The organism is Caballeronia jiangsuensis (genome assembly GCF_046030135.1).
Lineage (GTDB): Bacteria > Pseudomonadota > Gammaproteobacteria > Burkholderiales > Burkholderiaceae > Caballeronia > Caballeronia jiangsuensis.
Genome location: NZ_JAQQDB010000017.1, coordinates 131,921 through 157,347, shown reverse-complemented (window position 1 = coordinate 157,347; position 25,427 = coordinate 131,921). Strand labels below are relative to the sequence as shown.

The 25,427-nt window shown below is 65.2% G+C and carries 21 protein-coding genes; 16 read left to right on the top strand and 5 right to left on the bottom strand.

The window, feature by feature from the left end; all coding sequences use genetic code 11:
* Positions 1-113: 113 nt before the first annotated feature.
* The 5 genes from PQR08_RS19875 to PQR08_RS19855 all read left to right on the top strand — a co-directional run bounded on the left by PQR08_RS19875 (position 114) and on the right by PQR08_RS19855 (position 6,063).
* On the top strand, positions 114-2,477 hold the full coding sequence (locus PQR08_RS19875; protein ID WP_250483827.1) for a UvrD-helicase domain-containing protein: 2,364 nt from the start codon (positions 114-116) through the stop codon (positions 2,475-2,477).
* Positions 2,478-2,479: 2 nt separating this feature from the next.
* Positions 2,480-3,232: a 5'-methylthioadenosine/adenosylhomocysteine nucleosidase gene (locus tag PQR08_RS19870; protein ID WP_250483842.1), complete on the top strand. Its 753-nt coding sequence runs from the start codon at positions 2,480-2,482 to the stop codon at positions 3,230-3,232.
* Between the two features lie 118 nt (positions 3,233-3,350).
* The gene (locus PQR08_RS19865; protein WP_250483826.1) at positions 3,351-3,599 is read left to right on the top strand and encodes a hypothetical protein; all 249 of its coding nucleotides are present in this window, start codon (positions 3,351-3,353) and stop codon (positions 3,597-3,599) included.
* Between the two features lie 26 nt (positions 3,600-3,625).
* On the top strand, positions 3,626-4,075 hold the full coding sequence (locus PQR08_RS19860; protein ID WP_250483825.1) for a hypothetical protein: 450 nt from the start codon (positions 3,626-3,628) through the stop codon (positions 4,073-4,075).
* Positions 4,076-4,170: 95 nt separating this feature from the next.
* Positions 4,171-6,063 carry a propionate--CoA ligase gene (locus PQR08_RS19855; RefSeq protein ID WP_250483824.1) on the top strand — a complete coding sequence of 631 codons (1,893 nt, stop codon included), beginning with the start codon at positions 4,171-4,173 and terminating at the stop codon, positions 6,061-6,063.
* A 76-nt stretch (positions 6,064-6,139) separates the two neighbouring features.
* On the opposite strand, the gene PQR08_RS19850 is transcribed toward PQR08_RS19855, so the two are convergent.
* On the bottom strand, positions 6,140-7,396 hold the full coding sequence (locus PQR08_RS19850) for an MFS transporter (protein WP_250483823.1): 1,257 nt from the start codon (positions 7,394-7,396) through the stop codon (positions 6,140-6,142).
* A gap of 344 nt (positions 7,397-7,740) precedes the next feature.
* On the opposite strand from PQR08_RS19850, the gene PQR08_RS19845 reads away from it, so the two are divergent.
* Positions 7,741-9,405 carry a methyl-accepting chemotaxis protein gene (locus PQR08_RS19845; protein ID WP_250483822.1) on the top strand — a complete coding sequence of 555 codons (1,665 nt, stop codon included), beginning with the start codon at positions 7,741-7,743 and terminating at the stop codon, positions 9,403-9,405.
* A gap of 268 nt (positions 9,406-9,673) precedes the next feature.
* Positions 9,674-10,006, top strand: coding sequence for an RNase H1/viroplasmin domain-containing protein (locus PQR08_RS19840; RefSeq protein ID WP_250483821.1), 333 nt, complete (start codon positions 9,674-9,676; stop codon positions 10,004-10,006).
* Between the two features lie 35 nt (positions 10,007-10,041).
* Here PQR08_RS19840 and PQR08_RS19835 read toward each other — a convergent pair whose 3' ends face one another.
* Both PQR08_RS19835 and PQR08_RS19830 read right to left on the bottom strand, forming a co-directional pair.
* Positions 10,042-11,514 (bottom strand): HDOD domain-containing protein, encoded by a 1,473-nt coding sequence (locus tag PQR08_RS19835; protein WP_187605644.1) that lies wholly within the window; start codon positions 11,512-11,514, stop codon positions 10,042-10,044.
* Between the two features lie 143 nt (positions 11,515-11,657).
* Positions 11,658-13,544: a putative bifunctional diguanylate cyclase/phosphodiesterase gene (locus PQR08_RS19830; RefSeq protein WP_284508958.1), complete on the bottom strand. Its 1,887-nt coding sequence runs from the start codon at positions 13,542-13,544 to the stop codon at positions 11,658-11,660.
* Positions 13,545-14,004: 460 nt separating this feature from the next.
* Here PQR08_RS19830 and PQR08_RS19825 point away from each other — a divergent pair, with 460 nt between their 5' ends.
* From PQR08_RS19825 to PQR08_RS19815, 3 genes are read left to right on the top strand one after another with little or no spacing between them, the layout of a single operon-like run.
* Positions 14,005-15,303 (top strand): EAL and HDOD domain-containing protein, encoded by a 1,299-nt coding sequence (locus tag PQR08_RS19825; protein ID WP_250483820.1) that lies wholly within the window; start codon positions 14,005-14,007, stop codon positions 15,301-15,303.
* A 25-nt stretch (positions 15,304-15,328) separates the two neighbouring features.
* Entirely contained in the window at positions 15,329-15,892 is a 564-nt protein-coding gene (locus PQR08_RS19820; RefSeq protein ID WP_035509179.1) for a peroxiredoxin, read from the top strand.
* A 39-nt stretch (positions 15,893-15,931) separates the two neighbouring features.
* Positions 15,932-16,414: a hypothetical protein gene (locus PQR08_RS19815; RefSeq protein WP_250483819.1), complete on the top strand. Its 483-nt coding sequence runs from the start codon at positions 15,932-15,934 to the stop codon at positions 16,412-16,414.
* Positions 16,415-17,038: 624 nt separating this feature from the next.
* On the opposite strand, the gene cydB is transcribed toward PQR08_RS19815, so the two are convergent.
* The gene (cydB, locus tag PQR08_RS19810; protein WP_035509959.1) at positions 17,039-18,043 is read right to left on the bottom strand and encodes a cytochrome d ubiquinol oxidase subunit II; all 1,005 of its coding nucleotides are present in this window, start codon (positions 18,041-18,043) and stop codon (positions 17,039-17,041) included.
* Between the two features lie 11 nt (positions 18,044-18,054).
* Positions 18,055-19,521, bottom strand: coding sequence for a cytochrome ubiquinol oxidase subunit I (locus PQR08_RS19805; RefSeq protein ID WP_250483818.1), 1,467 nt, complete (start codon positions 19,519-19,521; stop codon positions 18,055-18,057).
* 239 nt (positions 19,522-19,760) lie between these two features.
* Here PQR08_RS19805 and sugE point away from each other — a divergent pair, with 239 nt between their 5' ends.
* The 6 genes from sugE (at position 19,761) to PQR08_RS19775 (ending at position 25,406) form a co-directional block, all read left to right on the top strand.
* Entirely contained in the window at positions 19,761-20,081 is a 321-nt protein-coding gene (gene sugE / locus PQR08_RS19800; RefSeq protein ID WP_250483817.1) for a quaternary ammonium compound efflux SMR transporter SugE, read from the top strand.
* Between the two features lie 271 nt (positions 20,082-20,352).
* Positions 20,353-20,979 carry a DUF4126 domain-containing protein gene (locus PQR08_RS19795; protein ID WP_187608788.1) on the top strand — a complete coding sequence of 209 codons (627 nt, stop codon included), beginning with the start codon at positions 20,353-20,355 and terminating at the stop codon, positions 20,977-20,979.
* Between the two features lie 98 nt (positions 20,980-21,077).
* Positions 21,078-23,567 carry an ABC transporter permease gene (locus PQR08_RS19790; RefSeq protein WP_284508965.1) on the top strand — a complete coding sequence of 830 codons (2,490 nt, stop codon included), beginning with the start codon at positions 21,078-21,080 and terminating at the stop codon, positions 23,565-23,567.
* 17 nt (positions 23,568-23,584) lie between these two features.
* Complete coding sequence (locus tag PQR08_RS19785; protein WP_035509974.1) at positions 23,585-23,998, top strand: group II truncated hemoglobin; 414 nt, start codon at positions 23,585-23,587, stop codon at positions 23,996-23,998.
* Positions 23,999-24,093: 95 nt separating this feature from the next.
* Complete coding sequence (locus PQR08_RS19780) at positions 24,094-24,825, top strand: alanyl-tRNA editing protein (protein ID WP_238293954.1); 732 nt, start codon at positions 24,094-24,096, stop codon at positions 24,823-24,825.
* A 2-nt stretch (positions 24,826-24,827) separates the two neighbouring features.
* Positions 24,828-25,406, top strand: a complete 579-nt coding sequence (locus tag PQR08_RS19775; RefSeq protein ID WP_250483840.1) for a DUF924 family protein — start codon at positions 24,828-24,830, stop codon at positions 25,404-25,406.
* The last annotated feature ends 21 nt before the right edge of the window (positions 25,407-25,427 follow it).

The window sequence follows — 25,427 nt, the reverse complement described above, 5'->3', positions numbered from 1 at the left end:
GGCCCGTGGGCGCGCACCTCCGGCCGGCCGGCGACTCCATCGGCGCGGTCTTATAATGACCGGCCCGTCGCCAGAATTATTTCTGGCCCGCTCTCCTGCCGCTGCACTTTCCCATGCCCGACCTGCTCGCGAATCTGAACCCCGAACAACTCGCCGCCGTGACGCTGCCGAACGAGCCCGCGCTCATTCTCGCGGGCGCCGGCAGCGGCAAGACGCGCGTGCTCATCACGCGCATCGCATGGCTGATCCGGCAGGGCTATGCGTCGCCGCCGACCGTTTTGGCCGTCACCTTCACGAACAAGGCGGCGCGCGAAATGATGGCGCGCCTTTCCGCGCTCCTGCCGATCGACACGCGCGGCATGTGGATCGGCACCTTTCACGGCCTGTGCAACCGCATGCTGCGCGCGCATTACCGCGACGCCGGCCTGCCGCAGACCTTCCAGATCCTCGATACGGCCGATCAGCTTTCCGCCATCAAGCGTCTGATGAAGGGCCTGAACGTCGACGACGAAAAGTATCCGGCGAAGAACCTCCAGTACTTCATCAACAACGCGAAGGAGCAGGGCCTGCGTCCGAAAGACGTCGATGCCACCGACGCGTTCAATCGCAAGTTCGTCGAGCTCTACGAAGCCTACGATCAGCAATGCCAGCGCGAAGGCGTCGTCGATTTTCCGGAGCTGCTGCTGCGCTGTTACGAGTTGCTCGCGCATAATCCGCCGCTGCGCGCGCACTATCAGGCGCGCTTTCGCAACATTCTTGTGGACGAGTTTCAGGACACGAACAAGCTGCAATACGCATGGCTGAAACTGCTCGCGGGCGAACATAACGCAATCTTCGCGGTCGGTGACGACGACCAGTCGATCTACGCGTTCCGCGGCGCGAACGTGGGCAACATGCACGACTTCGAGCGCGAGTTCCGCGTGCGCAATCTCATCAAGCTGGAGCAGAACTACCGCTCGCACGGCCATATTCTCGACACGGCGAACTACCTCATCGCGAACAACGCGCGGCGGCTCGGCAAGAATCTGCGCACGGACGCGGGCCACGGCGAGCCGGTGCGGGTCTACGAATCCGCGACGGATTCGCAGGAAGCGGGCTGGATCGTCGAGGAGATCAAGGCGCTCATCAATACGGGCGTGTCGCGCGGCGAGGTCGCGGTGCTTTATCGGAGCAATGCGCAGTCGCGGACCATCGAGCACACGCTCGTGAACGCGGGCATTCCGTACCGCGTGTACGGCGGCCTGCGCTTCTTCGAGCGCCAGGAAGTGAAGCACGCGCTCGCGTATCTGCGTCTGATCGACAACCCGAACGACGACACCGCGTTCGCGCGCGTCGTCAATTTCCCGACGCGCGGCATCGGTGCGCGTTCCATCGAGCAGGTCGCCGACGCCGCGCGTCTCTATAACTGTTCGATGGCCGCCGCCGTGCCGTATGTCACCGGCAAGGCGGGTTCGAGCCTCGGCGCGTTCGCGACGCTCATCGCGAAGATGCGCGCCGAGACGCAGCAGATGAGCCTGCCGGAAACGGTCGAATACGTCGTGCGCACGAGCGGCCTCGCCGCGTTCTACGAAGGCGAGCGCGAAGGTCAGGACCGTCTCGAGAACTTGCAGGAACTCGTGAACGCGGCGGCGGCATTCGTCAGCGAGGAAGGTTACGGGCTCGATACGCCCGCGCGCTCGATTCCGCTGCGTCCCGGTGCGACAGCTGTGCCGGAGATCGTCAGCGACGACGGTGAGATCGAAGTGCTCGACGCACCCAACATCGCCGATCCCGCGCAGAATCCCGACACGATGACGCCGCTCGCCGGCTTCCTGTCGCACGCATCGCTCGAAGCCGGCGACAACCAGGCGCAGGCCGGCCAGGACGCCGTGCAACTGATGACCGTGCACGCGGCGAAGGGCCTCGAATTCACGGCGGTGTTCATCACCGGGCTGGAAGAGGGCCTGTTCCCGCACGAGAACAGCGCGCAGGAATCGGACGGGCTGGAGGAAGAGCGGCGTCTCATGTACGTGGCGATCACGCGGGCGAAGGAACGGCTCTATTTGTCGTTCGCGCAGAGCCGCATGCTGCACGGTCAGACGCGCTACAACATCCGCTCGCGTTTCTTCGATGAATTGCCGGAAGGCTCGCTCAAGTGGCTCACGCCGAAGGTCGAGGCGGGCGCGCGCTGGGGCGGCCGCGCGGACAACGCCGGCTGGGGCCGCGACTGGTTCGCGCGTCCCGGACATGAGCGCGGCGGTTCGTCGTATCCGCGCGATGAAGCGGTGAGCGCCGCGCTGCCCGCGTTCGCCAATCAGCAGCGCGCGGCCGAATCGGGCTTCAAGGTCGGCCAGGCCGTGTTCCACACGAAGTTCGGCGAAGGCACCGTGACGGCGCTCGAAGGCTCCGGCGGCGATGCGCGCGCGCAGGTGCGCTTCAAGCGCCACGGCGAGAAGTGGCTCGCGCTGTCGGTCGCGAAGCTTCAGGCCGTCGAATGAACATGAAGCGCCTCGGGATCATGGCGGCGCTGCCGCAGGAACTGGGCGACCTGATCGCGCAGATGCAGGCGGCGGGCGAGGTTCGCACGGTCACGCTCGGGCGGCGCGAATACTATGTCGGCGATGCGCACGGCCGGGCCGTCGTGGTCACGCTCGCGCGCATCGGCAAGGTGGCGGCGGCGGCGACGGCCAGCGCGCTGATCCACGTCTTCGACGCCGATGCCATCGTCTTCACGGGCGTCGCGGGCGGCGTTCGGGCGGATGTGCAGGTGGGCGATGTCGTCGTCGCGGATGCCTTGATGCAGCACGATCTCGATGCATCGCCGCTCTTTCCGCGCTACGAAGTGCCGCTGCTCGACCGCGCGCGTTTCGACGCCGATCGCCCGCTTTCCGATGCGCTCGCCGCAGCCGCCGACGCGTTCATCGCCGCAGAAGGCGGCGCGCTGGCGGAACGCTTCGCCGTCGCCGCGCCGCGCGTGCATCGCGGGCTGGTCGTGAGCGGCGATCGCTTCATCGCGAGCCACGAGGCGCTCTTCGCGTTGCGCGATGCATTGCCGGACGCGCTCGCGGTCGAAATGGAAGGCGCGCCCATCGCGCAAGTCTGCTACGAGCACGACGTGCCGTGCGCGGTCGTGCGCACGATTTCCGATACCGCCGACGCCGCAGCGCCCGCATCCTTCGCCGAATTCCTCACCTCGATCGCCGCGACTTACTCGTCGGGCATCCTGTCGCGGTTTCTGCGCGACGCAGCCTGATTCACCGCCCGCGCCCGCGTTCTCTCGCTGAAATTCCCGCTTGTAGTTGAGAATGATTCTCAATACAATGACTCGCACGACGTGAGGCAGTCATCGAGCAAACGGGAGGTCCGACGACATGACCAACGATTTCACCGCCATCGGCATGACGAATGACCGCGGCGAGCGTTGCGCGATCTCGGCGAACGCCGCCAAGGTGCTCGAAACGACGCGCCGCGCGTGGAACGAGGCGACGGCTCAGGCGCCGAAGAAGGCGACGCAACGTCCGCCGCGCGTCACGCAACCGAAAAAACGAGTGGTGCCGCGGCGTTCGCGCTGGTCGTCGCTCGTCGCCGCGCTGAACTACTGGAGCCCGAAACCGCTGTGAACGCCGCCGATTCCACTTCGAAATCCATGACGCCTTCCTCGCTCGCGCTCGACGCGCGCTTTTTCGACGCGAGCCGTTTTCCGCTCGTGCGCCTGCGTCCGCGCACCGTGAAACCGGGTTACGCGTTCGCGTGGAGCACGCAGATGCGGCGCCTCGTGGCGCTCTCGACGCCCTTCGTGCTGGTGGCCGAGCACGACGAAAACGAAACCGCCGACGACGCGCGCCTGCGCGCCGCATGGATGCGCACGCATCGCGCGATCCTCGCCGCGTACTGCCGTGGCCTGATCGTGATCGAGCCGCGCATCGCGGCGCGCGCCACCACGCGTGAAGCGTTGCGCGCGCTCACCGAAGGCTGCGGCGTGCGCACGGTCGTCGTGTCGAGCATCCGGGTCGCGGGCGAGCTTGCGCCGGTGCTGCTGAAGCATTCGGCGTCCGAGGCCGCGCCCGTTCCCGCTACGCGAAGCCGGGCGATCTGAACGATCCGATCGATCAGGGCGCGCCCTGTCTAGCACGGGTTTGTTGGCTGCTCTATTCTGTGAGGCCAGCCAACGCCGTTTTGCAGAGGACGCGCATGCCGACTTACCAGGAAGCGTATCGACGGTCCATCGACGAGCCCGAAGCGTTCTGGGCCGAACAGGCCCGACGCATTCATTGGCAGACTCCGTTCGATCAGGTGCTCGACCGCAGCAAGCCGCCGTTCGCGCGCTGGTTCGTCGGCGGCAAGACCAATCTTTGTCACAACGCGGTGGACCGGCATCTGGCGTCGCGCGCGCAACAGGACGCGCTCGTCTATGTGTCGACGGAAACGGGCATCGAGCGCCGCTACACCTACGCCGAGCTGCATGCCGAAGTGAACCGCATGGCCGCCGTCATGCGTTCGCTGCATGTGAAGAAGGGCGACCGCGTGCTCATCTATCTGCCGATGATCCCCGAAGCGCTCTTCGCGATGCTCGCGTGCGCGCGTATCGGCGCGGTTCATTCGGTCGTGTTCGGCGGCTTCGCGGCGCCGAATCTCGCGGCGCGCATCGATGACGCCGAGCCCGCGCTCATCGTCACCGCCGATGCCGGCGCGCGCGCGGGCAAGGTGATCGACTACACGCCGCTCGTCGACGAAGCCCTGTCGCGCGCCGAATACAAGGTGCCGCAGGTGCTGCTGATCGACCGGCAGCTCGCGCCCGAGCGTTTGCAGGCGAGTTATCTCGTCTCCTACGAGCCGCTGCGCGAACAGTTTTTCGATGCCCACGTGCCCTGCGAATGGCTCGAATCCAACGAGCCTTCCTACGTGCTCTACACGTCAGGCACGACGGGCAGGCCGAAGGGCGTGCAGCGCGATGTCGGCGGTTACGCGGTGGCGCTCGCCGCGTCGATGGAGCATATCTTTCAGGGCGCGCCGGGCGACACGATGTTCACCGCGTCGGATGTCGGCTGGGTCGTCGGGCACAGCTACATCATTTATGCGCCGCTGATCGCCGGCTTGACGACCGTGATGTACGAAGGCACGCCGATCCGTCCCGACGGCGGCATCTGGTGGCGGCTCGTCGAGCAGTACAAGATCAACCTGATGTTCACCGCGCCGACCGCGATCCGCGTGCTCAAGAAGCAGGACCCGGCGTTGATGGAGAAATACGATCTGTCGAGTCTGCGCGCGCTGTTTCTCGCGGGCGAGCCGCTCGACGAGCCGACCGCGCAATGGATCCAGAGCGCGCTGAAGAAGCCCGTCATCGACAATTACTGGCAGACGGAAACGGGCTGGCCGATGATCGCGATTCCGCGCGGCATCGAGGAATTGCCGACCAAGCTCGGCTCGCCGGGCGTGCCGTCGATGGGCTTCAACCTCAAGCTGCGCAACGAAGCCACAGGCGAGGAGTGCGCGCCGGGCGAGAAGGGCGTCGTCACGCTGTCGTATCCGTTGCCGCCGGGCTGCATGCAGACCGTCTGGGGCGACGACAAGCGTTTCATCGATACCTACTGGGAGAGCGTGCCGAACCAGATGGTCTATTCGACCTTCGACTGGGGCGTGCAGGACGAAGACGGTTACGTGTCGATTCTCGGGCGCACCGATGACGTGATCAATGTCGCGGGGCATCGGCTCGGGACGCGCGAGATCGAGGAGGCGTTGTCGGCGCATCCGGCTGTGGCCGAAGTGGCGGTCGTCGGTATCGCGGACCCGGTGAAGGGACAGGCTGCCGCGGCGTTCGTCGTGCTGCGCGATGCGGATCGCATCAACGCGCCGGGCGCGCGCGAGGGCATGGAGGCGGAGCTTTGTCACGCGGTGGATTCGCAGCTCGGCGCGATCGCGCGTCCGGCCAGAGTGCATTTCGTGACGATGCTGCCGAAGACGCGCTCGGGGAAGTTGCTGCGAAGAGCGATTGCCGCGCTGGCCGAAGGGCGCGATCCGGGCGAACTGCCGACGATCGAGGATCCGGGCGCGCTGATGCAGGTGAGGGAAGCCCTGGGAAACTGAGTGCCGAAAACACGACGGGCGCGCGGTCCGCTTGAGGACCGGCGCGCCCGCCGCGACGCATCACAACTTATCGCGATCAGCCTTTCGCGTGCGCCTCATGCGTCTTCGGCAGCAACACCGTCAGCACGCCGAGCAACGGCAGGAACGCACAAACCTTGTACACGTAATCGATGCTGGTGGCATCGGCGAGATGCCCGAGCACCGCCGCGCCAACGCCGCCCATCCCGAACGCGAAGCCGAAGAACAGGCCCGCGACCATCCCGACCTTGCCCGGAATCAGCTCCTGCGCATAGACGAGAATCGCCGAGAACGCCGAAGCCAGCACGAGCCCGATGATCACCGACAACACGCCCGTCCAGAACAGATTCGCATAAGGCATCAAGAGCGTGAACGGCGCGACGCCGAGAATCGACACCCAGATCACTACCTTGCGCCCCACCTTGTCGCCGACCGGCCCGCCGATGATCGTGCCCGCCGCCACCGCCGCGAGGAACACGAACAGGTGGATCTGCGCGGCCTGCACCGACAGCCCGAACTTGCTGATCAGATAGAACGTGAAGTAACTCGTGATGCTTGCGAGATAGAAATACTTGGAGAACACGAGCAGCACGAGCACGCTCATCGCCATGATGACCTTGTTGCGCGGCAGCGTCGCATGCGCGACCTGCGCGCGGCCCTTCTTCGTCGCCGGATGACGCTTGTACCAGCGGCCGATATTCGCGAGCACGAACATCGCGACGAGCGCCGCCGCCGAGAACCACGCGATGCTCTTCTGCCCGTGCGGAATGACGATCAGCGCGGCGAGCAGCGGCCCGAGCGACGAGCCCGCATTGCCGCCGACCTGAAACAGCGACTGCGCGAGACCATGTCTGCCGCCCGACGCCATGCGCGCAACCCGCGACGACTCCGGATGAAACACCGACGATCCGCAGCCGACCAGCGCCGCCGCGATCAACAGCGTGCCGAAGTTGCCCGCGATCGACATCAGCAAGAGACCCGACAGCGTAAAGCCCATGCCGACCGGCAGCGAATAAGGCTTCGGGTGCTTGTCCGTGTACAAGCCGACGAGCGGTTGCAGCAGCGAAGCCGTGATCTGATACACCAGCGTGATGAGGCCGATCTGTCCGAACGAGAGCGCGAACTCGGCCTTGAACATCGGATAGATCGCCAGAATCAGCGACTGGATCATGTCGTTCAGAAGGTGCGAGAAGCTGATCGCACCCAGAACGGAATAAACGGTGCGTTGCGTGCCCGTGGTCGCGGAACCCGCGGCCGTTGCGCCGGCCGATGCGCCGGAAGGCGACAAAGCGCCCTTGTCGATGCTCGTTTGCATGGTGAATGGCTGATGAAAGCGAAAAAGTCCCGGTTTTTGGTCCATTTCAGTGCGGCATTTATGCGCAGGCTGAATTTCTGACAAGTTTAGGATGTCCCCGTTACGTTGTCCTGCCAAGCTTTGTCGCGAATCGGACAGGATAAGCGCTGCCATCCCCGTTGTTTCGTCTTACGCAACCATTTTTGGCCGGTTATAACAAGCACGGCGGGCGAACGCATGTTCGCTTTCCGATAAAAAGGCTCAAGAAAGCCGACAAACCTGCCGTACTCCGGTGGGGAAACCAGACCAGGCCAGGGCTTGCCGCACGACGGCTCAGTCCGCAGATCAAATCGGGGAAACGATCGATGAAACTGCTTTCGCTACGCGCCGCAAAAGACGCGGGCTTCGTGGCGCGCACCGACGCCGCGGCGACCGAAGAACACGCGCGCGAGCGCACGACCAAGCGCGCGCTGTCCGTCAAGGCATCGCTCAGGCTCGCTTTCGGGCTCGTGCTCGCGGGGACGCTCGCCATCGGCGCGATTTCGCTCACGCAGATCAGCCGTCTGAACGGCGCGACCGAATCCATCTACACGCAAGGTTATGTCGCAAGCCGCGCGGCCGAGGAAACGCGCGGCTATCTGCTGCGCGCGAGCCGTTCGCAGAAGATGCTGCTGACCGCATCGACGGCGAAAGAGCGCGACGATCTCGGCGCGCAGATCGAGCAGTCGCTCGCGGATATCGGCCGTGAGCAGGGGCAGCTCGCGCAATATATCGATCACGCCGACAAGGACGCGCTCGCGCAGCAAAAGAGCTTCTCCACCGCGCTGTCGAAGTGGAGCGAGAACCTGCGCACCTTCGTCAAGCTCGTGAAAGAGCAGCCGCTCGATCTCTCGCAGATGAACTGGCAAGTCGGCACGCAGGACGTGTCGCTGCTGGTCGAAACGGGCAAGCTCGAAAAGATGGTCGACGATCTCGTCGCGCGCCGCGGCGCAGCGGCCAAGGCGACGATCGATTCCGCCGCGTTCATCTTCCACTCGTCGTTCGTGATGGTGCTCGGGCTGACGCTCGCGTTGTTCGTCCTCGCGATCGTCGTCTCCGAATGGGTCGTGCGGCGCCTCGCCGGACAGCTCGGCGGCGAGCCCGGTTATGCGAAGGACATCGCGCGGCGCATCGCGTCGGGCGATCTCGCGTATCCGGTCAGGCTCAAGCACCGCGACGATGCCTCGATGCTGCACGCGCTCGCGGAAATGCAGGCGGGCCTTTCGTCGACCGTCGGCGATATCGCCGCGAGCGCGGAGGCGATCGCATCGGCGTCGAGCGAGATTTCCACGGGCAACGTCGACCTGTCGCGCCGTACCGAAGAGCAGGCAGTCGCGCTGGAAAAGACCGCGGCCAGCATGGAGCAGCTCACGTCGACGGTTCGTCAGAACGCGGACAACGCGAAGCAGGCGAGCACGCTCGCCGCGAACGCATCGGCGATCGCGGAGAAGGGCGGCGCGGTCGTCGGCCGCGTCGTCGAGACGATGCAGCGCATCGATGCGAGCGCGAAGAGCATCGGCGACATCATCGGCGTGATCGAGGGCATCGCGTTTCAGACCAACATCCTCGCGTTGAATGCGGCGGTGGAAGCCGCGCGCGCGGGCGAGCAGGGGCGCGGCTTCGCGGTCGTCGCGGGCGAGGTGCGCAGTCTCGCGCAGCGCTCGTCGTCGGCGGCGAAGGAGATCAAAGGGCTGATCGGTACGTCGGTGTCGCGCGTGTCGGACGGCTCGACCTACGCGCAGGAAGCCGGTGCCACGATGGAGGAAGTCGTGAAGGCGGTGCGCCGCGTCACCGACATCATGGGCGAGATTTCGGCGGCATCGGCGGAGCAGAAGACGGGCATCGAGTCGATCGGCGAAGCGGTCACGAAGATGGACGCGAACACGCAGCAGAACGCCGCGCTCGTCGAAGAAGCGGCCGCGGCGGCGCAATCGCTCGACGATCAGGCGCGGGCGCTGAAGTCGCTGGTCGGCAAATTCCAGTTGGCCTGACGCAAGACATCGATATAGAATCGCGGACGGGCGCGGCAGGGCGCCCGGTCTCGCGAAAGTCTTGGGCACTTGCCACGCAACACATCAATTCTGGATCGAACCGCAACGTCGAACCTTTATAGCCGCAGCGAGAACGGCGCAACAAAGGAACAACGTCATGTGGTCAACATCCTGTCCGATCTCTTCTTCCGTTTCCAATAGCGACTTACTGCGCGAACACGCGCGGCGTCTGCTTCGCCATGCGCGCGACGGCGACACGAGCGCATCCATGCCCGTCTTGCGACGCCTGCTCGCGGCAAGCGTCACGCGCGCGGAACGTCTCGCCGACCTGCACGCGATCCGCGACGATCTGCAACTGAAGCATCTCCTTGCGATGCTCGCCGCCGAACTCGGCTATACGAGCTGGGACGCCTGCAAGCTCGATATCGATGGGCAGCCCGGCGCGAAGATCGACCGTTATCGCCTCGATGCGGGCGCGTTCAACGACTACGAAAAGAACTGGTTTGCGAACGAGGCGGACGCGCTCGAATGGCAGCGCGCGCACGGCGGCTATATCGTGCGATACGGCGATCAGGCCGTGGCGATCCTGAAGCGGGAATGAGGCAGAAAGGCTGATGCGCGCAGGAGGGAAGCCGGTCAGATCAGCTCGACTTCCTTCCAGTTCGCGCTAAGGAAAAAACGGCTCAGCTCCTTCGTGAGCTCGTTCAGCGCGCTCATCTCGGGCGCCGAGATCTTGCGCACGTGCTGCGGGGACGTCCAGTCGCCGTAGATGAGCGCGACGGTCGAATCGTTCGATTTCACCGGCAGCAGCACGAAAGCCTGCGCCTCGCCGAGCGTGTCCTTGTACCAGCGCGGCAGGCGCGCATCGATACGCGCATCGTGTGCGTTCTCGATGAAGATGCCGACCGGATTCGTGATCGCGAGATGGAATACGTCGGGCCGGAACTCCGCGGAAAAGTGCAGTTGCGGCAGCATCGGCTCGACGCCGCCACCGAGCGCGAGACGCGCCTGGAACTCGTTGTTGGCCTGGCGCACGAACACCACGGTGCGCGACAGATGCAGACTCCCGAGAATCGATTCCGATGCCAGCGCGAGCGCCGGCGCGAGCGCATTTTTCGTCGGCAACGAGCGCAAGTCCTCCACGCTCGCGCCGATGCGCGCCTCCGCCGATACCTTCGCGCGCGCCATGGCATCGGCGTTCGCCTGCAGCTCGGAGATTTCGCGGATCACGCCGTCGCTCGCTTCCTCGTTCGCGAGCGCGAGGCTCATCGCGGTGAGGGTGTCCGCGTCGGTCTTGAGCGGTCCGCTGTAGCGGCTGGCGATATCGAACAGCACCGATTCGCGGCCTTCCACGGCGGTGTTCTGCGCGGTGAGCGCGTCGGCGACTTCGGTCGAATAGTTGGAGATGGCGCGCAGCCAGCGCACGTGCTTCGGCACGGTTTCATCGACGGGCGCGTTCGGATCGGTCGCGCGCATGCCTTCGCGGATGGTTTCCGGCAGCCGCCAGCGGTCCGCGGCTTCGAGACCGATTTCGTCGAAGGTGACGCCCAGAAGCGCGGCGCACGCGTCGCTGTCCGGGATGTTTTCCGATGCCGCCTTGCGCCGCAACTGATCCCACTCGTGTTCGAGATAGAACGCGACGAGCAGCTTGCCGATCTGCCGCATCAGCGTGCAGACAACCGCTTCCTCGGCGGAGCGCAGATCCTTGTGCTCGGTGAGTTGCCGCGCGACCGCGCCCGAGAGCAGGGTGCGGTTCAGTTCGAGCTTCGCGTCGATACGGCGCGGCGCGCTCTGATGGAAGTGATCGACGAGCTTCAGTCCCACGACGAGATGGCCGACAGCGTCCATGCCGAGCACCATCAGCGCGCGCGTGACGGTGGTGATGTTGCCGCCGAACGCGATGTACATCGCCGAATTGGCGAGGCGCAGCACCTTCTGCGTGAGGCCGACGTCCGACAGCACGACATGCACGAGCGACGTGAAGTCGAGGTCGTTGTCGTTCATCGCGGACACAGTGGTGCGCAGCGCCTGAGACAGCATGGGGAAGTCCCCGCGCTCGCTCATGCGCGCCCACAGCTTGTCCAGTAGTTCGGCCTTGGTGCGTGCCATTGCTAAAAGTTAAAAGCCTGTTCGTTACGCGACGGCTAACCCGAGGCGGCCCTGCAAGTTCAATCCGCCCTGACAACGAAATGTACACGTTATTAGGGAGTTACGGCGCGTCCTTCGATCAGAACGCGAACATCGCCCGCTCGTCACGACTCGTGCAACACCAGCGAATTCGACTGGAACGAGCGCGCCAGCTCGTCCGACGGCAACGCGTGGCTGATGAGCCAGCCCTGAATGTGATCGCAGCCGAGGTCCGCGAGCAAGTCGCGCTGCGCCTCCGTTTCGACCCCTTCGGCAACCAGTTCCAGCCCGAGCGACTGCGCGAGCCCGACGACCGCGCTCACGATCGCGCGGTTGTTGCGGGACGTAATCAGGTTCTCGACAAAGCTGCGGTCGATCTTGAGCTTCGAGAGCGGAAAACGTTGTAAATAGGCGAGGCTCGAATAGCCGGTGCCGAAATCGTCGACGGCGAAGCGGATGCCGATCGACGTCAGCGCTTCCAGAAGACGCGTCGCTTCTTCCGGATCGTGCATCAGGAGGCTCTCGGTGATCTCGAAGACGAGCCGGCGCGCGTCGATGCCGGTGAGCGCGAGCGCTTCCTTCACCGCCGCGGTGAAGCGCTTGTCGCGGAACTGCTGCGGCGACACGTTCACCGACACGTAATCGAGCCGGATGCCGATTGCATCCCACTGCGTGATCTGCATGCACGCGGCCTTCAGCACCCAGTTGCCCAGATAGTTGATGAGGCCGATCGATTCCGCGAGCGGAATGAACGTCGACGGCGGCACGAGCCCGTGCACCGGATGATTCCAGCGCATCAGCGCCTCCACGCCGACCACCGCGCCCGTGCGAATCTTCGTGATCGGCTGGAAGTAGAGCGAGAACTCGCCGTTGCGCACGGCTTCGTACAGATCCGCTTCGAGCTTCAGGCGCTCGGCGTCGGCGGGGTTGTCGTCGATCGTGTGGAAGACGAGCGCGTTGCCGCCCGATTCCTTCGCCTGCGCGAGCGCGTTATCGGCCATACGCAAGAGACTCGTCTGCGCGCCGTTCTTCGCGCTCTTGCCGCTCTGATCCGGATACAGCGCGACGCCCACGCTCGCCGACAAATGCGTGTGCTGCCCGCGATGCCGATACGGCTGCGCGATCGCGGTGAGCAGGCGTCGGCCGAGACTTTCGGCGAGTTCCGCCGTGGTGCCCGCCGGCAGGAGCACGGCGAATTCGTCGCCGGCCACGCGGGCAACGCGTTCGCCGTGCCCGGCCGTGTGCTGGATGCGGCGCGCGGTCTCGCGCAGGAGTTCGTCGCCGGCGTCGTAGCCGAGCGCGCGGTTGATGCGCTGATAATCGTCGATGTCGAGCAGCACGAGCCCGGCGTGCGTGCGCATCAGCTCGGCTTCGTCCTGCGCCGCGCTGATGGCCGTCTTGAGCGCGACGAGGTTGTCGAGGCCGGTGAGCGCGTCGTGGTTGAGCGTGTGCGTGAGCGACGCTTCGCGTTCCTGCCAGTGCGTCACGTCGAACGCGGCGAGCGCGAAGCCGGGCGTGCCGCGCGCGGCCGTCGATACGAGCCGCAACTCGACGCAGATCGGATAGGTGAGCGACTTCACGACGGTCAGCGTCGCCGATTCGAGCTTGCCGCTCGCGCGCGCCCGGGCGACGAGCGCGTGCAGCTCGTCGGCCTCTTCGGACGCGACGAGATCGTGCAGCGTCAGCATGAGCAGATAGTCACGGTGATAGCCGATGAACTCGATGCTCGCATCCGATACATACTGAAAGCGCAGCGCGTCGTCGAGCTGCGCGAGGAAATCGACCGCGCCGAGCATGGCTTCGCTCGCGCCGGCCAAAGCGGGCGCGACGGTTGCGGCTGATGCCGTGTTGTCGATGGCATCGCCGGGCAACGACGGCGGACTCGCCTCGGGATGCGAGTCGGGCGCGCTGTCGTGCCGCTCGCGCGCGGCGCTTCCCCATGCGCGCGCGAGCACATCGAGCGCGATGCGCCACGGTGTGCGGCGGGAGACGTTGATCCGGTTCGCTTGCATGGTCTCGTAGGGTTCTGGCGGCTGCGCTCGCCCGCGTCGGGCGAACGGCGGCGCGCGAAACGCCGCGTCTCGCGGGTTCCGGCCGGGACGTGCCGCGACGCGCGCGACACGCTCTATCAGGCGAGTTATCGGCCTTGCAGGGGATTTCTTTAACGGGTCACGCAGGTGCAACAATTCCCTTTGGGGATCAAGATTGTCCAGGAATTGTCGATATGAGGTTTCATATTATCTCGTCAGGCGAATTCGGGTACAGTGGCGCGTTTCCAGCGAGCACGGTTTCCCGCGAGTTGCGATCGATGCCGGGTCTTCGGCGCGCTGTTGACCACCAGAATTCCGTTCGACTCGTTCGCCCCATGATCGAATCCACTATGCTGCCGGCCTGCGTCATGGCCCGAACCTCCGAGCCGGCCTTCATGCAGAGCTTCACAGCGCCGCGGCGCGTCCCTGAGCGGTCTTCGTCATGCCCGATTCGTCCCTGAAGCGCACGGCGCCCGCGCGGCGCGGACAGAGCGTCTATGTCGGGCGTCAGCCGATCCTAGACAGCGACGGTGTACTCGTCGCTTACGAATTGCTCTTTCGCGACAGCCCCGACAATCGCGCGCGCGTTCACGACGACGTGCAGGCGACCGCGCATGTCGTCGCGCGCACGATCGGCGAGATCGGCGTGCCGGCCGTGCTCGGGCCGCATCCGGGCTACGTGAACATGAGCCGCGAGCTGCTGTTCGACGACATCGTCCACATCATGCAGCCCGAGCGCTTCGTGCTGGAGCTGCTGGAAAACATCACCTTCGACGACTCGCTCTTCAAGCGCTGCGCGCAACTGCGCAACGCGGGCTTTCGCTTCGCCCTCGACGACGTCGTGCGGCTCGACGATGCGCTGCTCGCCGCGCTGCCCTCGGTGGATATCGTCAAGGTCGATTTTTTGGCGGCGGATCATGACCATCTGCCGGAACTCGCGGCGGCGGTGAAACGGCGCGGCAAGCTGCTGGTGGCGGAAAAGGTCGAGACGCCCGACGATTTCACGCAGGCGAGAAAGCTCGGCTTCGACTTCTTCCAGGGCTATTTCTTCGCGCGGCCTCAGGTGCTTTCGGCACGTCGCGCCAGTCCCGCGCGCGGCTCGCTGCTGCGGCTCATGGCCGTGCTCGCCGGCGAGCCGGGCCTGCGCGAACTGGAAGCGGAGTTGAAGCGCAATCCAGACATCGTCGTGCAGTTGATGCGCCTCGCCAATTCGAGTGCGCAGACGCGCGGGCGGCGTGTGTCGTCGCTGCGCGAGGCGATCGCGGCGACCGGCACGCGCCAGCTGATGCGCTGGACGCAGTTGCTTTTGTACGCGGACGGCAGCGGTCTGCCGTGGCGCTCGGATCCGCTCCTGCAACTCGTCGGCACGCGTGCGCGCTTTCTGGAGCTCGCAGCCGAAACGCTGCGTCCCGCCGACGAAGCCTTCTCCGATGCCGCGTTCATGACCGGCATCTTCTCGCTCGTGCATGTCGTGCTCGACATGCAGCCCGCGGAAATTCTCGATAAGCTGCATCTGGCGGCGGAAATCCGCACCGCGATTCTGGCGGGCGACGGGCCGCTCGGCGCGCTGCTCGGCATCGCGCGGGCGGCGGAGCGGGGCGACGGTTCCGCCATCGACGCGAGCCGGCACGCGCAGCCATCGCTCGACGTGCTCACGCCCGCCGTGCTCGCGAAATTGCAGTTCGACGCGGCGGCGTGGTTCGCAGGACATCGCATGGATCAGGGCGCGGACGACGCGTAGAACGAGGTCATCTAAAGGAGCGGGCATGAAGAGCAGGATTCTCAGCTTTACGGCGGGTGGCGCCCTGGTGATCGCGGCGGCGATGCATTCGCTCACGGCGGGCGCGACGCTCAAACCCGGCGATGCCGCGCCCGACTTCACCGCGCAGGCATCGCTCGGCGGCAACGTCTACGACTACTCGCTCGCCGACGCGCTCAGGAAGGGCCCGGTCGTGCTGTACTTCTACCCGGCGGCATTCACCAAGGGCTGCACGATCGAGGCGCACGAATTCGCCGAAGCGGTCGATCAGTACAAGGCCGAGGGCGCGACGGTCATCGGCGTGTCGCATGACAATATCGATACGTTGAAGAAGTTCTCCGTGAGCGAGTGCCGCAGCAAGTTCCCGGTCGCGGCGGACGCGGACTCGAAGATCATCCGTTCCTACGACGCCTCCATGCCGATGAAAAGCACGATGGCCAATCGCGTGTCCTACGTGATCGCGCCCGACGGCAAGGTCATCTACGAGTACACGAGCCTGTCGCCGGACCAGCATGTCGCGAACACGCTGCAGGCGCTGCGTGACTGGAACGCGAAGCACAAGGCGCAGTGATACGGTTCGGTTTTAGCGGTTGAGCGCGCGGGAGACGCCATGCCCATCGTCGTCGGATTGATCGCCTTAGGGTTGCTGATTTACGGCGCGATATGGTCGTTCAACGCGCTTCATGCGCATTTCGGGCTGGGCGTGGCCGTTGCTGTGGCGATCGTCGTGTTGCTCGCGATCGCCGCGGGCGTGATGCGCTGGCTCGCGAGCCGCCGCGAGATCGCGCCGAACCTTCGCAAAGGCGAGAGCGGCGACTGGACCCACGAGCTCAGGACCGACTGGGGCGGCGTGCGGGTCGCGGCGGGCAAGCGTCTTTGCGATGTGCGCGTCGGTGACGAGCGCGGCAGTTATATCTTCGCGGACCTGCGCGGGGCGCGGATGCAGGAGCCGGGTGGTGGGAGCGGTGTGTGGCAGGTCGTGCTCGATGTGCAGGATGCCAAGCACGGCGCGTGGAATCTGCCGATGCGTGATCGCGGGGAGGCGCGCAAGTGGGCGCGTATTTTGTCGCTTGCGACGCAGCAGAGGCTTTGATTCGCCGGATCCCGGTTTCTTTTTGGTTTATTAGCACTGCCCCTGTGCGGGGCGGCAGTCACTTTCTTTGCTGCTGCAAAGAAAGTAACCAAAGAAAGCAGCTCGTCGAGGCCCACGGTCACACGCAGTTTGGCCATGCTTGCCAGCCCGTGGTGGCACTCGCCTAAGTGTCGCCCTCGAAGGACTTACCGGGCTTGGCTCGCGCACGGTCTGACACATCGCGCCGCTTGACTCACTGGTTCAGCACCAAATAGCTCCGGCCCGCTTCGCGGCCGTTCGGTCAATCGGGTTTGCGTGTGCTTCTTCTCCGATAATTTCCCTTGCATACCCAACGGCAGCGCGTAGCGCTGTGCCGAAGCTATTTGGTGCTGAGCCAGCGCGCTCAAGGTTATGGTTTGTCAGACCGTGCGCGAGCCAAGCCCGATTGGGCCTTCGAGGGCGACACTTAGGCGAGAGCCACCGCGGGCTGGCAAGCATGGCCAACGTGCGTGTGACCGCGGGCGATGAGAAGCTGCTTTCTTTGGTTACTTTCTTTGCAGCAGCAAAGAAAGTGACCCCCGCCCCGGGGAGGGGCAGTGCTAATAAACCAAAAAGAAATCGGGATCCGGCGAAAGCCTAAAGGCCCTACGCGTGGTAACCCAAATCCCCCCGCACTTTCCCGCGAAACACCCAATACGACCAGATCACATAGATCATGAGCACAGGCAGCAAAAACATCGTGCCGATCAGCAAAAACTGATGCGATAACGGCGCGGCGGACGCATCCCAGAGCGTGACGGAAGGCGGCGCGATGAATGGCCACAAGCTGATCACAAGCCCCGTGAAAGCGAGAAAGAAGAGCCCGATCGAGCACAGGAACGGCATCACTTCGCGGCCCTTCGCAAGACTCGACCACAGCGTCCACGCGAGCAGCACGGTGAGCACCGGCACGGGCGCAAACACGAAGCTCTGAGGAAAGCCGAACCAGCGCGCCGCGATGCGCGCATCCTTGAGCGGAGTCCAGATGCTGATGAGCAGAATGAACACGATCACGCCGAAGAGCGCATAGCGCGCCATGTTGCGGCTCCAGTGCTGCAGCTCGCCTTCGGTCTTGAGCACGAGCCACGTCGTGCCTTGCAGCGCATAACCGAAGATCAGCCCCACACCGACCAGCAGCGGAAACGGCGCGACCCAGTTCCAGCTCGTGCCCACATAGACGCGCCCTTCGATCGGAAAGCCCTGAATGAACATGCCGAGCACGATGCCCTGCGAAAACGTCGCGACCAGCGAGCCGCAGCCGAACGCGCCGTCCCACAGCCACTTGCGCGCACCGATCACCTCGCGGAACTCGAACGCGACGCCGCGAAAAATCAGCCCGAGCAGCATGAAGAGAATCGGGAAATAAACCGCCGGCACGATGATCGCGAACGCAAGCGGAAACACCGCGAACAATCCGCCGCCGCCGAGGACCAGCCAGGTCTCGTTGAAGTCCCAGACGGGCGCGACGGAGTTGATCATGAGGTTGCGCGATTCGGCGTCGCGACGCAGCAAAAACATCATGCCGACGCCGAGATCGAAGCCGTCGAGCAGCACATACATGAACACCGCCAGCGCGAGAATGGCGGCCCACAGTGGCACGAGATCGAGCATCGCGTTCTCCGTTATCGACGTAAATTGCGCCCGCGGCCCGGCGGCACGATATCGTCGTCGCTGACGGGCCGCGCCGTGCCGCCCGCACTCGCCGATACCGCGGAGAGCGGACGCGCCGCGCGTGTTTTCGCATCCAGTTCGTCCTTCTCGTGCGCATGCGCGACTTCCGCCGGCCCGACGCGCACGAGCCGCCGCAGCAGGAAGAATCCCGCGCCGAAGATGACGACGTAAGCGACCACGTAGAGCAGCCACGAGAGGCCGACATCGGCCGCGGTGAGCGATGGCGTCACCGAATCCTTCGTGCGCAAAATGCCGTACACGGTCCACGGCTGGCGGCCCGCCTCGGTCGTCGTCCAGCCGGCGATCACCGCGATGAAGCCGAGCGGCATCGCCCAGGTGGCCGCGCGCAGCCAGCGCGAGCTGGTCTCGATCCGGCCGCGCGCGAACTGCACGATGCCCCACAGCACGAGCGCGAACATCAGCAGCGCGACGCCCACCATGATGTGAAACGCGAAGAACACGACGGCCACGGGCGGCCGGTCCTCGCGCGGAAAGTCCTTCAGCCCGCGCACGAAGCCGTTCGGATCGTGCGTCAGATATAGGCTGCCGAGCACCGGAATCGAGATCTCGAAGCGATTGCGTTCTTCTTCCTGATCCGGAATCGAAAAGAGATTGGCCGGGATACGCGTGCCCGATTCCCACAGACCTTCCATCGCCGCGAGCTTGGCGGGCTGATGTTTGAGCGTGTTGAGGCCGTGCGCGTCGCCGATCACCATCTGGATCGGCACCATGATGATGAGAAAGATCAGCGACATCTTCACCATCACGCGGCTTTCCTCGAGCGCGCGTCCCTGGCGCAGATACATCGCGCCGATGCCGAGAATGACGAAGCCCGCCGTCACGAGAAACGCGCTCACCGTATGTCCGAGCCGGTACGGAAACGACGGCGTGAAGATCACATCGAAGAAACTCACCACTTCGAAGCGGCCGTCGGGCAGCATGCGATGGCCCTGCGGCGTCTGCATCCAGCTATTGACGGCGAGTATCCAGAACGACGAGATCACCGTGCCGGCGGCGACGAAAATCGCGGACATTACGTGCGCCCATTGCGGCACGAGCTTGCGCCCGAACAGCAGCACGCCGAGAAACGCCGATTCGAGGAAGAATGCCGTCAGCACTTCGTAGCCCATCAGCGGGCCGACGACGTTGGCGGTCGCGTCCGAAAAGCGGCTCCAGTTGGTGCCGAACTGAAACGGCATCACGATGCCCGACACCACACCCATGCCGAACGACACCGCGAAGATCTTCAGCCAGAACGCCGAGAGCCGCCGGTAGACGTCGCGTTTCGTGATCCACCAGTTGAATTCGAGCGTCGCGATGTAGCACGACAGGCCGACCGTGAACGCCGGCAGCAGAATATGAAACGCGACGACCCACGCGAACTGGAAGCGGGAGAGCAGGACGGAATCGACATCCATGAACGCTCCTTTGTTCAGGCTTTTGCAGCGGCTATGTCGAGGACGCGCGCAGCGCGCACGCGTTTTACTTAATACACGGTTTTCATGAACGCGGCCACGCACCGCACGACGAGATACCGCATACGCCGGGCCGCGAATGCACCAATTTGATACAATCTGGCTTTGGTCTTAGGCCATGTGGACGACCGCATGCGCCTCGTTTCATCGGGGACGGCCCCATTTTTCAAGGGAGTCGCCCGATGTCCTGGATTCTTCTCTTCGTCGCCGGTCTGCTCGAAGTCGCGTGGGCCGCGGGTCTCAAATCGTCCGAAGGCTTCACCCGGCTCGGACCGTCCATTTTTACGCTCGTCACCGCAATCGGCAGTTTCGTGCTGCTCGCCATGGCCATGCGCCAATTGCCGCTCGGCACGGCCTACGCCGTTTGGACGGGCATCGGCGCGGTCGGCGCGTTCGTGTTCGGCATCGTGTACATGGGCGAGGCCTTGTCGGCGGCGCGTATCGTGAGCGCGATGCTCATCGTCGCGGGGCTGGTCGGGCTCAAGCTCTCGTCGGGGCACTGAACGCTCATCCGTTGCGCCCGCGCCACCCTGCAGTGCGCTGGCGCACCTGGAACGGCATTCGCTCGAACCGTTGCTGCACCGCGCTTATCGGCGTGGATATAATGGTCTGAGTCATCCGGTTTTCGTCCGATTCCTATGTCCTGCTTTTTCGTTGTATCTTCGTGGATGTAGGCGGCTTCTTTCGATATTTACCGGGCAGACCGCATTTTTCAGCCGGCTGATCGTCCCGTGGCGGCGAACGCCGGCAGCAGGCAGCACTAGGGAGGCGGCAATGCTTGAGTCACTTTCGCTCGCAGCGGGTCTGTCATGGGCGAGCGGGTTGCGCCTGTACCTCACCGTTTTCATCGCCGGCATGTTCCAGCGCATGGGGCTCGTGCATCTGCCGGATACGCTCGCGGTGCTCGGCTCGCCGTGGGTGATCGGCGTCGCGGCGGTGCTCGCGCTCGTCGAATTTCTCGCCGACAAGATTCCCGCCGTCGATTCCCTGTGGGACGCCGTTCACACGTTCATCCGCATTCCGGCGGGCGCCGTGCTCGCGGCCGGTTCGCTCGGCCACGCCGATCCCGCCATGCTCACGATCGCGGCGCTCGCGGGCGGCACGCTCGCCGGGGCATCGCATTTCGCGAAGGCAGGCACGCGCGCGCTCATCAATCTGTCGCCGGAGCCCGTGTCGAACTGGGCGGCATCGACGACCGAGGACGTCGGCGCGCTCGCGGGCATCACGCTCGCGCTCTTCGTGCCGTTCCTGTTTCTCGTGCTCCTGATCGCGTTTCTGGTGCTCGCAGGCTGGGCGCTGCCGCGGCTCGCGCGAGGCGTGCACGGCGGCGTGTCGCGCATGGCCAAGCACATGTTGCCGAGCTCGGATCGCATGAACCGGCTGCGGAGCAAGCACGATTGAGCACCGCATTCCCGAACGATCAGGCTGCACGCAAGGCAGGGCATTCGCATCCGGCCATCAAACTCGGCTTCACGCAGACGGTGCGCCAGGCATGGCGCATGACCGGGCGCGACTGGCGCGCGGGCGAACTCACGATGCTCCTGCTCGCGCTGGTGCTCGCGGTGGCGGCGCTGTCGAGCGTCGGGTTTCTCGCGGATCGCATGCGTCAGGGGCTCGCTCGCGACGGGCGTCAGATGATCGCCGCCGATTTCGTCGTGCGCGCGGATCATCCCGTCGATCCGATGTTTGCGGCAGAAGCGAAGTCGCTCGGACTTGAGAGCGCGGGCACGACGATCTTCCCGAGCATGATCAGTTCGACTGCCGCGGAGCCGCTTTCCAGGCTCGCGGCGATCAAGGGCGTGACGCAAGGCTACCCGTTGCGCGGAGCGCTGCGCATCGCGCCCGGCACCGATGCCCCCGATGCCCCCGCGCACGGCATTCCCGCGCCCGGCACCGTCTGGGTCGATCCCGCCTTGCTCGATGCGCTCAAGACCCGGGTCGGCGGGACAGTCAAGGTCGGCACGCGCACGTTCACGGTCGCGGGCGTCATCACGCGCGAGCTGGATCGCGGCTTTTCGTTCGTCAACTTCTCGCCGCGCCTCATGATGCGCGCCGACGAGATTGCGGGCACGGGGCTCGTCGGCTATGGCAGCCGCGTGACGTATCGATTGCTCGTCGCCGGTTCAGACCCGCAAGTCGAGCGCTTCGCGAAGTTCGCGCGCGAGCAGGTCGATGGCGGCAAGCTGCGCGGCGTCGGCCTGGAATCGTTGTCCGACGGCCAGCCGCAGGTGCGCCAGACGATCGATCGCGCGAGCCACTTTCTCACGCTCGTCTCGCTTCTGACGGCGCTGCTCGCAGCGGTCGCGATCGCGATGGCGGCGCATCGTTTCGCGCGGCGGCATCTCGACGGTTGCGCCGCGATGCGCTGTCTCGGCGTCAGCCAGCGCACGCTGCGCGCGCTCTTTCTGAACGAATTCCTCGCGATCGGCCTGATCGGCAGCGTGCTCGGCGTCGTGCTGGGTTTCGGCGGCCATCTCGTGCTGCTGAACTGGCTCGGTTCGCTCGTCGATGTCGAGTTGCCGCAGCCCAGCGTGTGGCCGGCGCTGCAAGGCATCGCGATGGGCCTCGTGCTTTTGCTCGGCTTCGCGCTGCCGCCGCTCCTGCCGATCACGCGGGTGCCGCCGGTGCATGTGATCCGCCGCGAGCTCGGCGATGCGCAACGCGTCGCCCATGCCGCGTATGGCGTCGGCGTGCTGCTTTTCGCGGCGCTCCTGATCGTCGCGGCGGGCGAGCTGAAGCTGGGCGGCATCGTCGCGGGCGGTTTCGCGGCCGGTCTGCTCGTGTTCGGCGCGATCGCGCGCGCGGCGCTCTGGGCGGCGGCGCGCTTCGTGCGCCGCGAGAAGAGCAGCGCGGGCGTCGGCTGGCGTTACGCGCTCGCGTCACTGGAGCGGCGCAGCGGATCGAGCGCGCTGCAGATCACCGCGCTCGGCATCGGCTTGATGTGTCTGCTGCTCATCGGCATGACGCGCAACGATCTCATCAAGGGCTGGCGCGACGCGACGCCGCCCGACGCGCCGAACCAGTTTCTCATCGACATTCAGCCCGACCAGCGCCCGGGCGTGCTCGACTACCTGCACACGCACGGCCAGCCCGACGCCACGCTCTCGCCGATGGTCCGCGCGCGCCTCGTCGCGATCAACGGCAAGCCGGTGAATCCGGACAACTACGACAAGGCCGATGCGAAGCGCCTCGTCGATCGCGAATTCAACCTCTCGTACACAACCGAGCTGCCCGGCGACAACCGCGTGACGCAAGGCGCGTGGTTCGGCAGGGACGGCAAGCCGCAGGTGTCGATCGAAGAGGGCATCGCGAAGACCATCCGCGTGAAGATGGGCGACACGCTGCGTTTCGACGTCGCCGGCCTGCCGGTCGAAGCGCCCGTGACGAGCGTGCGCAAGGTCGACTGGAACTCGTTCAAGGTCAACTTCTTCGTGCTGATGCCGCCCGAGGCGCTCGCCGATCTTCCCGCGACCTTCATCACGAGCTTTCATCTGCCGGCGGAGGAACAGCGCGTGATCGACGGCCTCGTCGCGCGCTATCCGAACGTGACGGCCATCGACATCGCGCCGATTCTCGCGCAGATCCATCGCACGCTCGCGCAGGTGATCGGCGCGGTGCAGTTCCTGTTCATCTTCACGCTCGCTGCGGGCGTGCTCGTGCTGTACGCGGCGCTCGCCGGCACGCGCGACGAACGCGTGCGCGAGTCGGCGCTCCTGCGCGCGCTCGGCGCGTCGCACAAGCAGGTGCGCTCGGTGCAGGTGGCCGAGTTCGTGGCCGTCGGCGCGCTTTCGGGGCTGATGGCCGCGATCGGCGCGCAGGTGATCGGCTATGTGCTCGCGGCGCGCGTGTTCGAGTTTCATATCGATTTCAATCCGTGGCTCGTGCCGACGGGCATCGTCGCGGGCGTCGCGTGCGCGGGGCTCGGCGGCTGGCTGAGCCTGCGGCGCGTGCTGGCGCGCCCGGCGCTGCAATCCCTGCGCGATGCCTAGTTTTCCGAATCAAAGCAATGACCGACGTAAATCCTCAAGACGAAGTGCAAAAGCCGACGGCTTTCGAGCTGATCGGCGGCGAGGAGCGCGTGCGCGCGCTCGTCGACCGTTTCTATGACCTGATGGATCTGGAGCCGGAATTCGCGGGCATCCGCGCGCTGCATCCGCCGACGCTCGACAATTCGCGCAACAAGACCTTCTGGTTCCTGTGCGGCTGGATGGGCGGGCCGGATCACTATATCGACCGCTTCGGGCATCCGCGTCTGCGGGCGCGGCATCTGCCGTTCGCGATTGCATCGGACGAGCGCGATCAGTGGCTGCGCTGCATGGCGTGGGCGATGGAGGACATCGGCGTCGACGAAACCTTGCGCGAGCGCCTGCTCACGTCGTTTTTCGACACCGCCGACTGGATGCGCAACCGTCCCGGTTGATTCGCGCCGTTTTGTACCGGTTCAGGCGTGGCGCGCGTGGTGCATCATCGTCTGCGAATGGTTTCAACTCCCCCGCAAGACAAGGAATCGAAGACATGAGCACACGCGCACTCTTTCGCGAGGACGCCTATCTGACGCGTTGCGACGCGACCGTCACCGCCATCGACGAGCAGGGCATCCACCTCGATCAGACCGTGTTCTATCCGCTCGGCGGCGGTCAGGCCGGCGATGCGGGCACGCTGACGCTCGCGGACGGCACGGTCATTGCGATCGCCGAGACACGCAAGGCGAAGTTCGAAGGCGCGACGCCCGATGACGCCGTGCATGTGCCCGCGCCGGGTCAGGAAGACGCGCTCGCGAAAATCGCGGTCGGCGGCAAGGTGAGCGCGGAGATTGACTGGGAGCAGCGTTATCGGCGGATGCGGCTGCATACGGCGAGCCATCTGATCTGCGCGGTGCTGCCGTTTCCGGTCGATGGCTGCAGCATCACGACCGATTACGCGCGCCTCGATCTGGCGACGGTCGAGCCGATCGAGCGCGAGGCCGTCGAAGCGAAGCTGAACGCGCTGATTGGCGGCGCGCATGGCGTGCATACCGAATGGATCACCGACGACGAGATGGCCGCGCGTCCCGAACTCGTGCGCACGATGAGCGTGAAGCCGCCGATGGGCCTCGGCCGCGTGCGTCTGCTGCGCATCGAGAACGTGGATTTGCAGCCGTGCGGCGGCACGCATGTGCGCAATACCGGGGAGATCGGCGCGCTGCGCATCGCGAAGCTGGAGAAGAAGAGCGCACGCACGCGGCGGCTCGTGCTGGAACTCGTGTGAGCGTGGACCCGCGTGCGCAGGCGGTGCTCGATCTCTGGTTCGGTGAGCCCGGCTCGCCGGATTTCGGCCAGGATCGCAAGCTCTGGTGGAAAAAGAAGCGCGCTTTCGATTCGATGCTCACCGAACGTTTCGGCGCGCTCGTCGAAGAGGCCCAGACGGGTGGTTTGCAGGAGTGGGAGCGCACACCAGGCGGCATGCTTGCGCTGATCGTTCTGCTCGATCAACTGTCGCGCAATTGCTATCGGAACACGCCGCGCGCGTTTGCGGGCGATCGCCGCGCGCTTGCGCTGGCGAAGACGCTGGTCGCCCGTGGCGACGATCTGCGTCTGCCGAGTGCGTATCACCGCGCGTTCGCCTACATGCCGTTCGAACACGACGAAACGCCCGAAAGCCAGCGCGAGTCGCTGCGTCTCTTCGGAAAACTAAAAGACGAGACGGGCGTTTCGAGCTTCCACGAATCGGCGATCGAGCATGCGGAGGTGATCGAACGCTTCGGACGCTTTCCGCATCGCAACCGGATTCTCGGGCGTGAGATGTCGGCCGATGAAGAAGCGTGGCTCGCGAGGCACGGCGGGTTTTGACTGTAACTGACTGATGCGGTG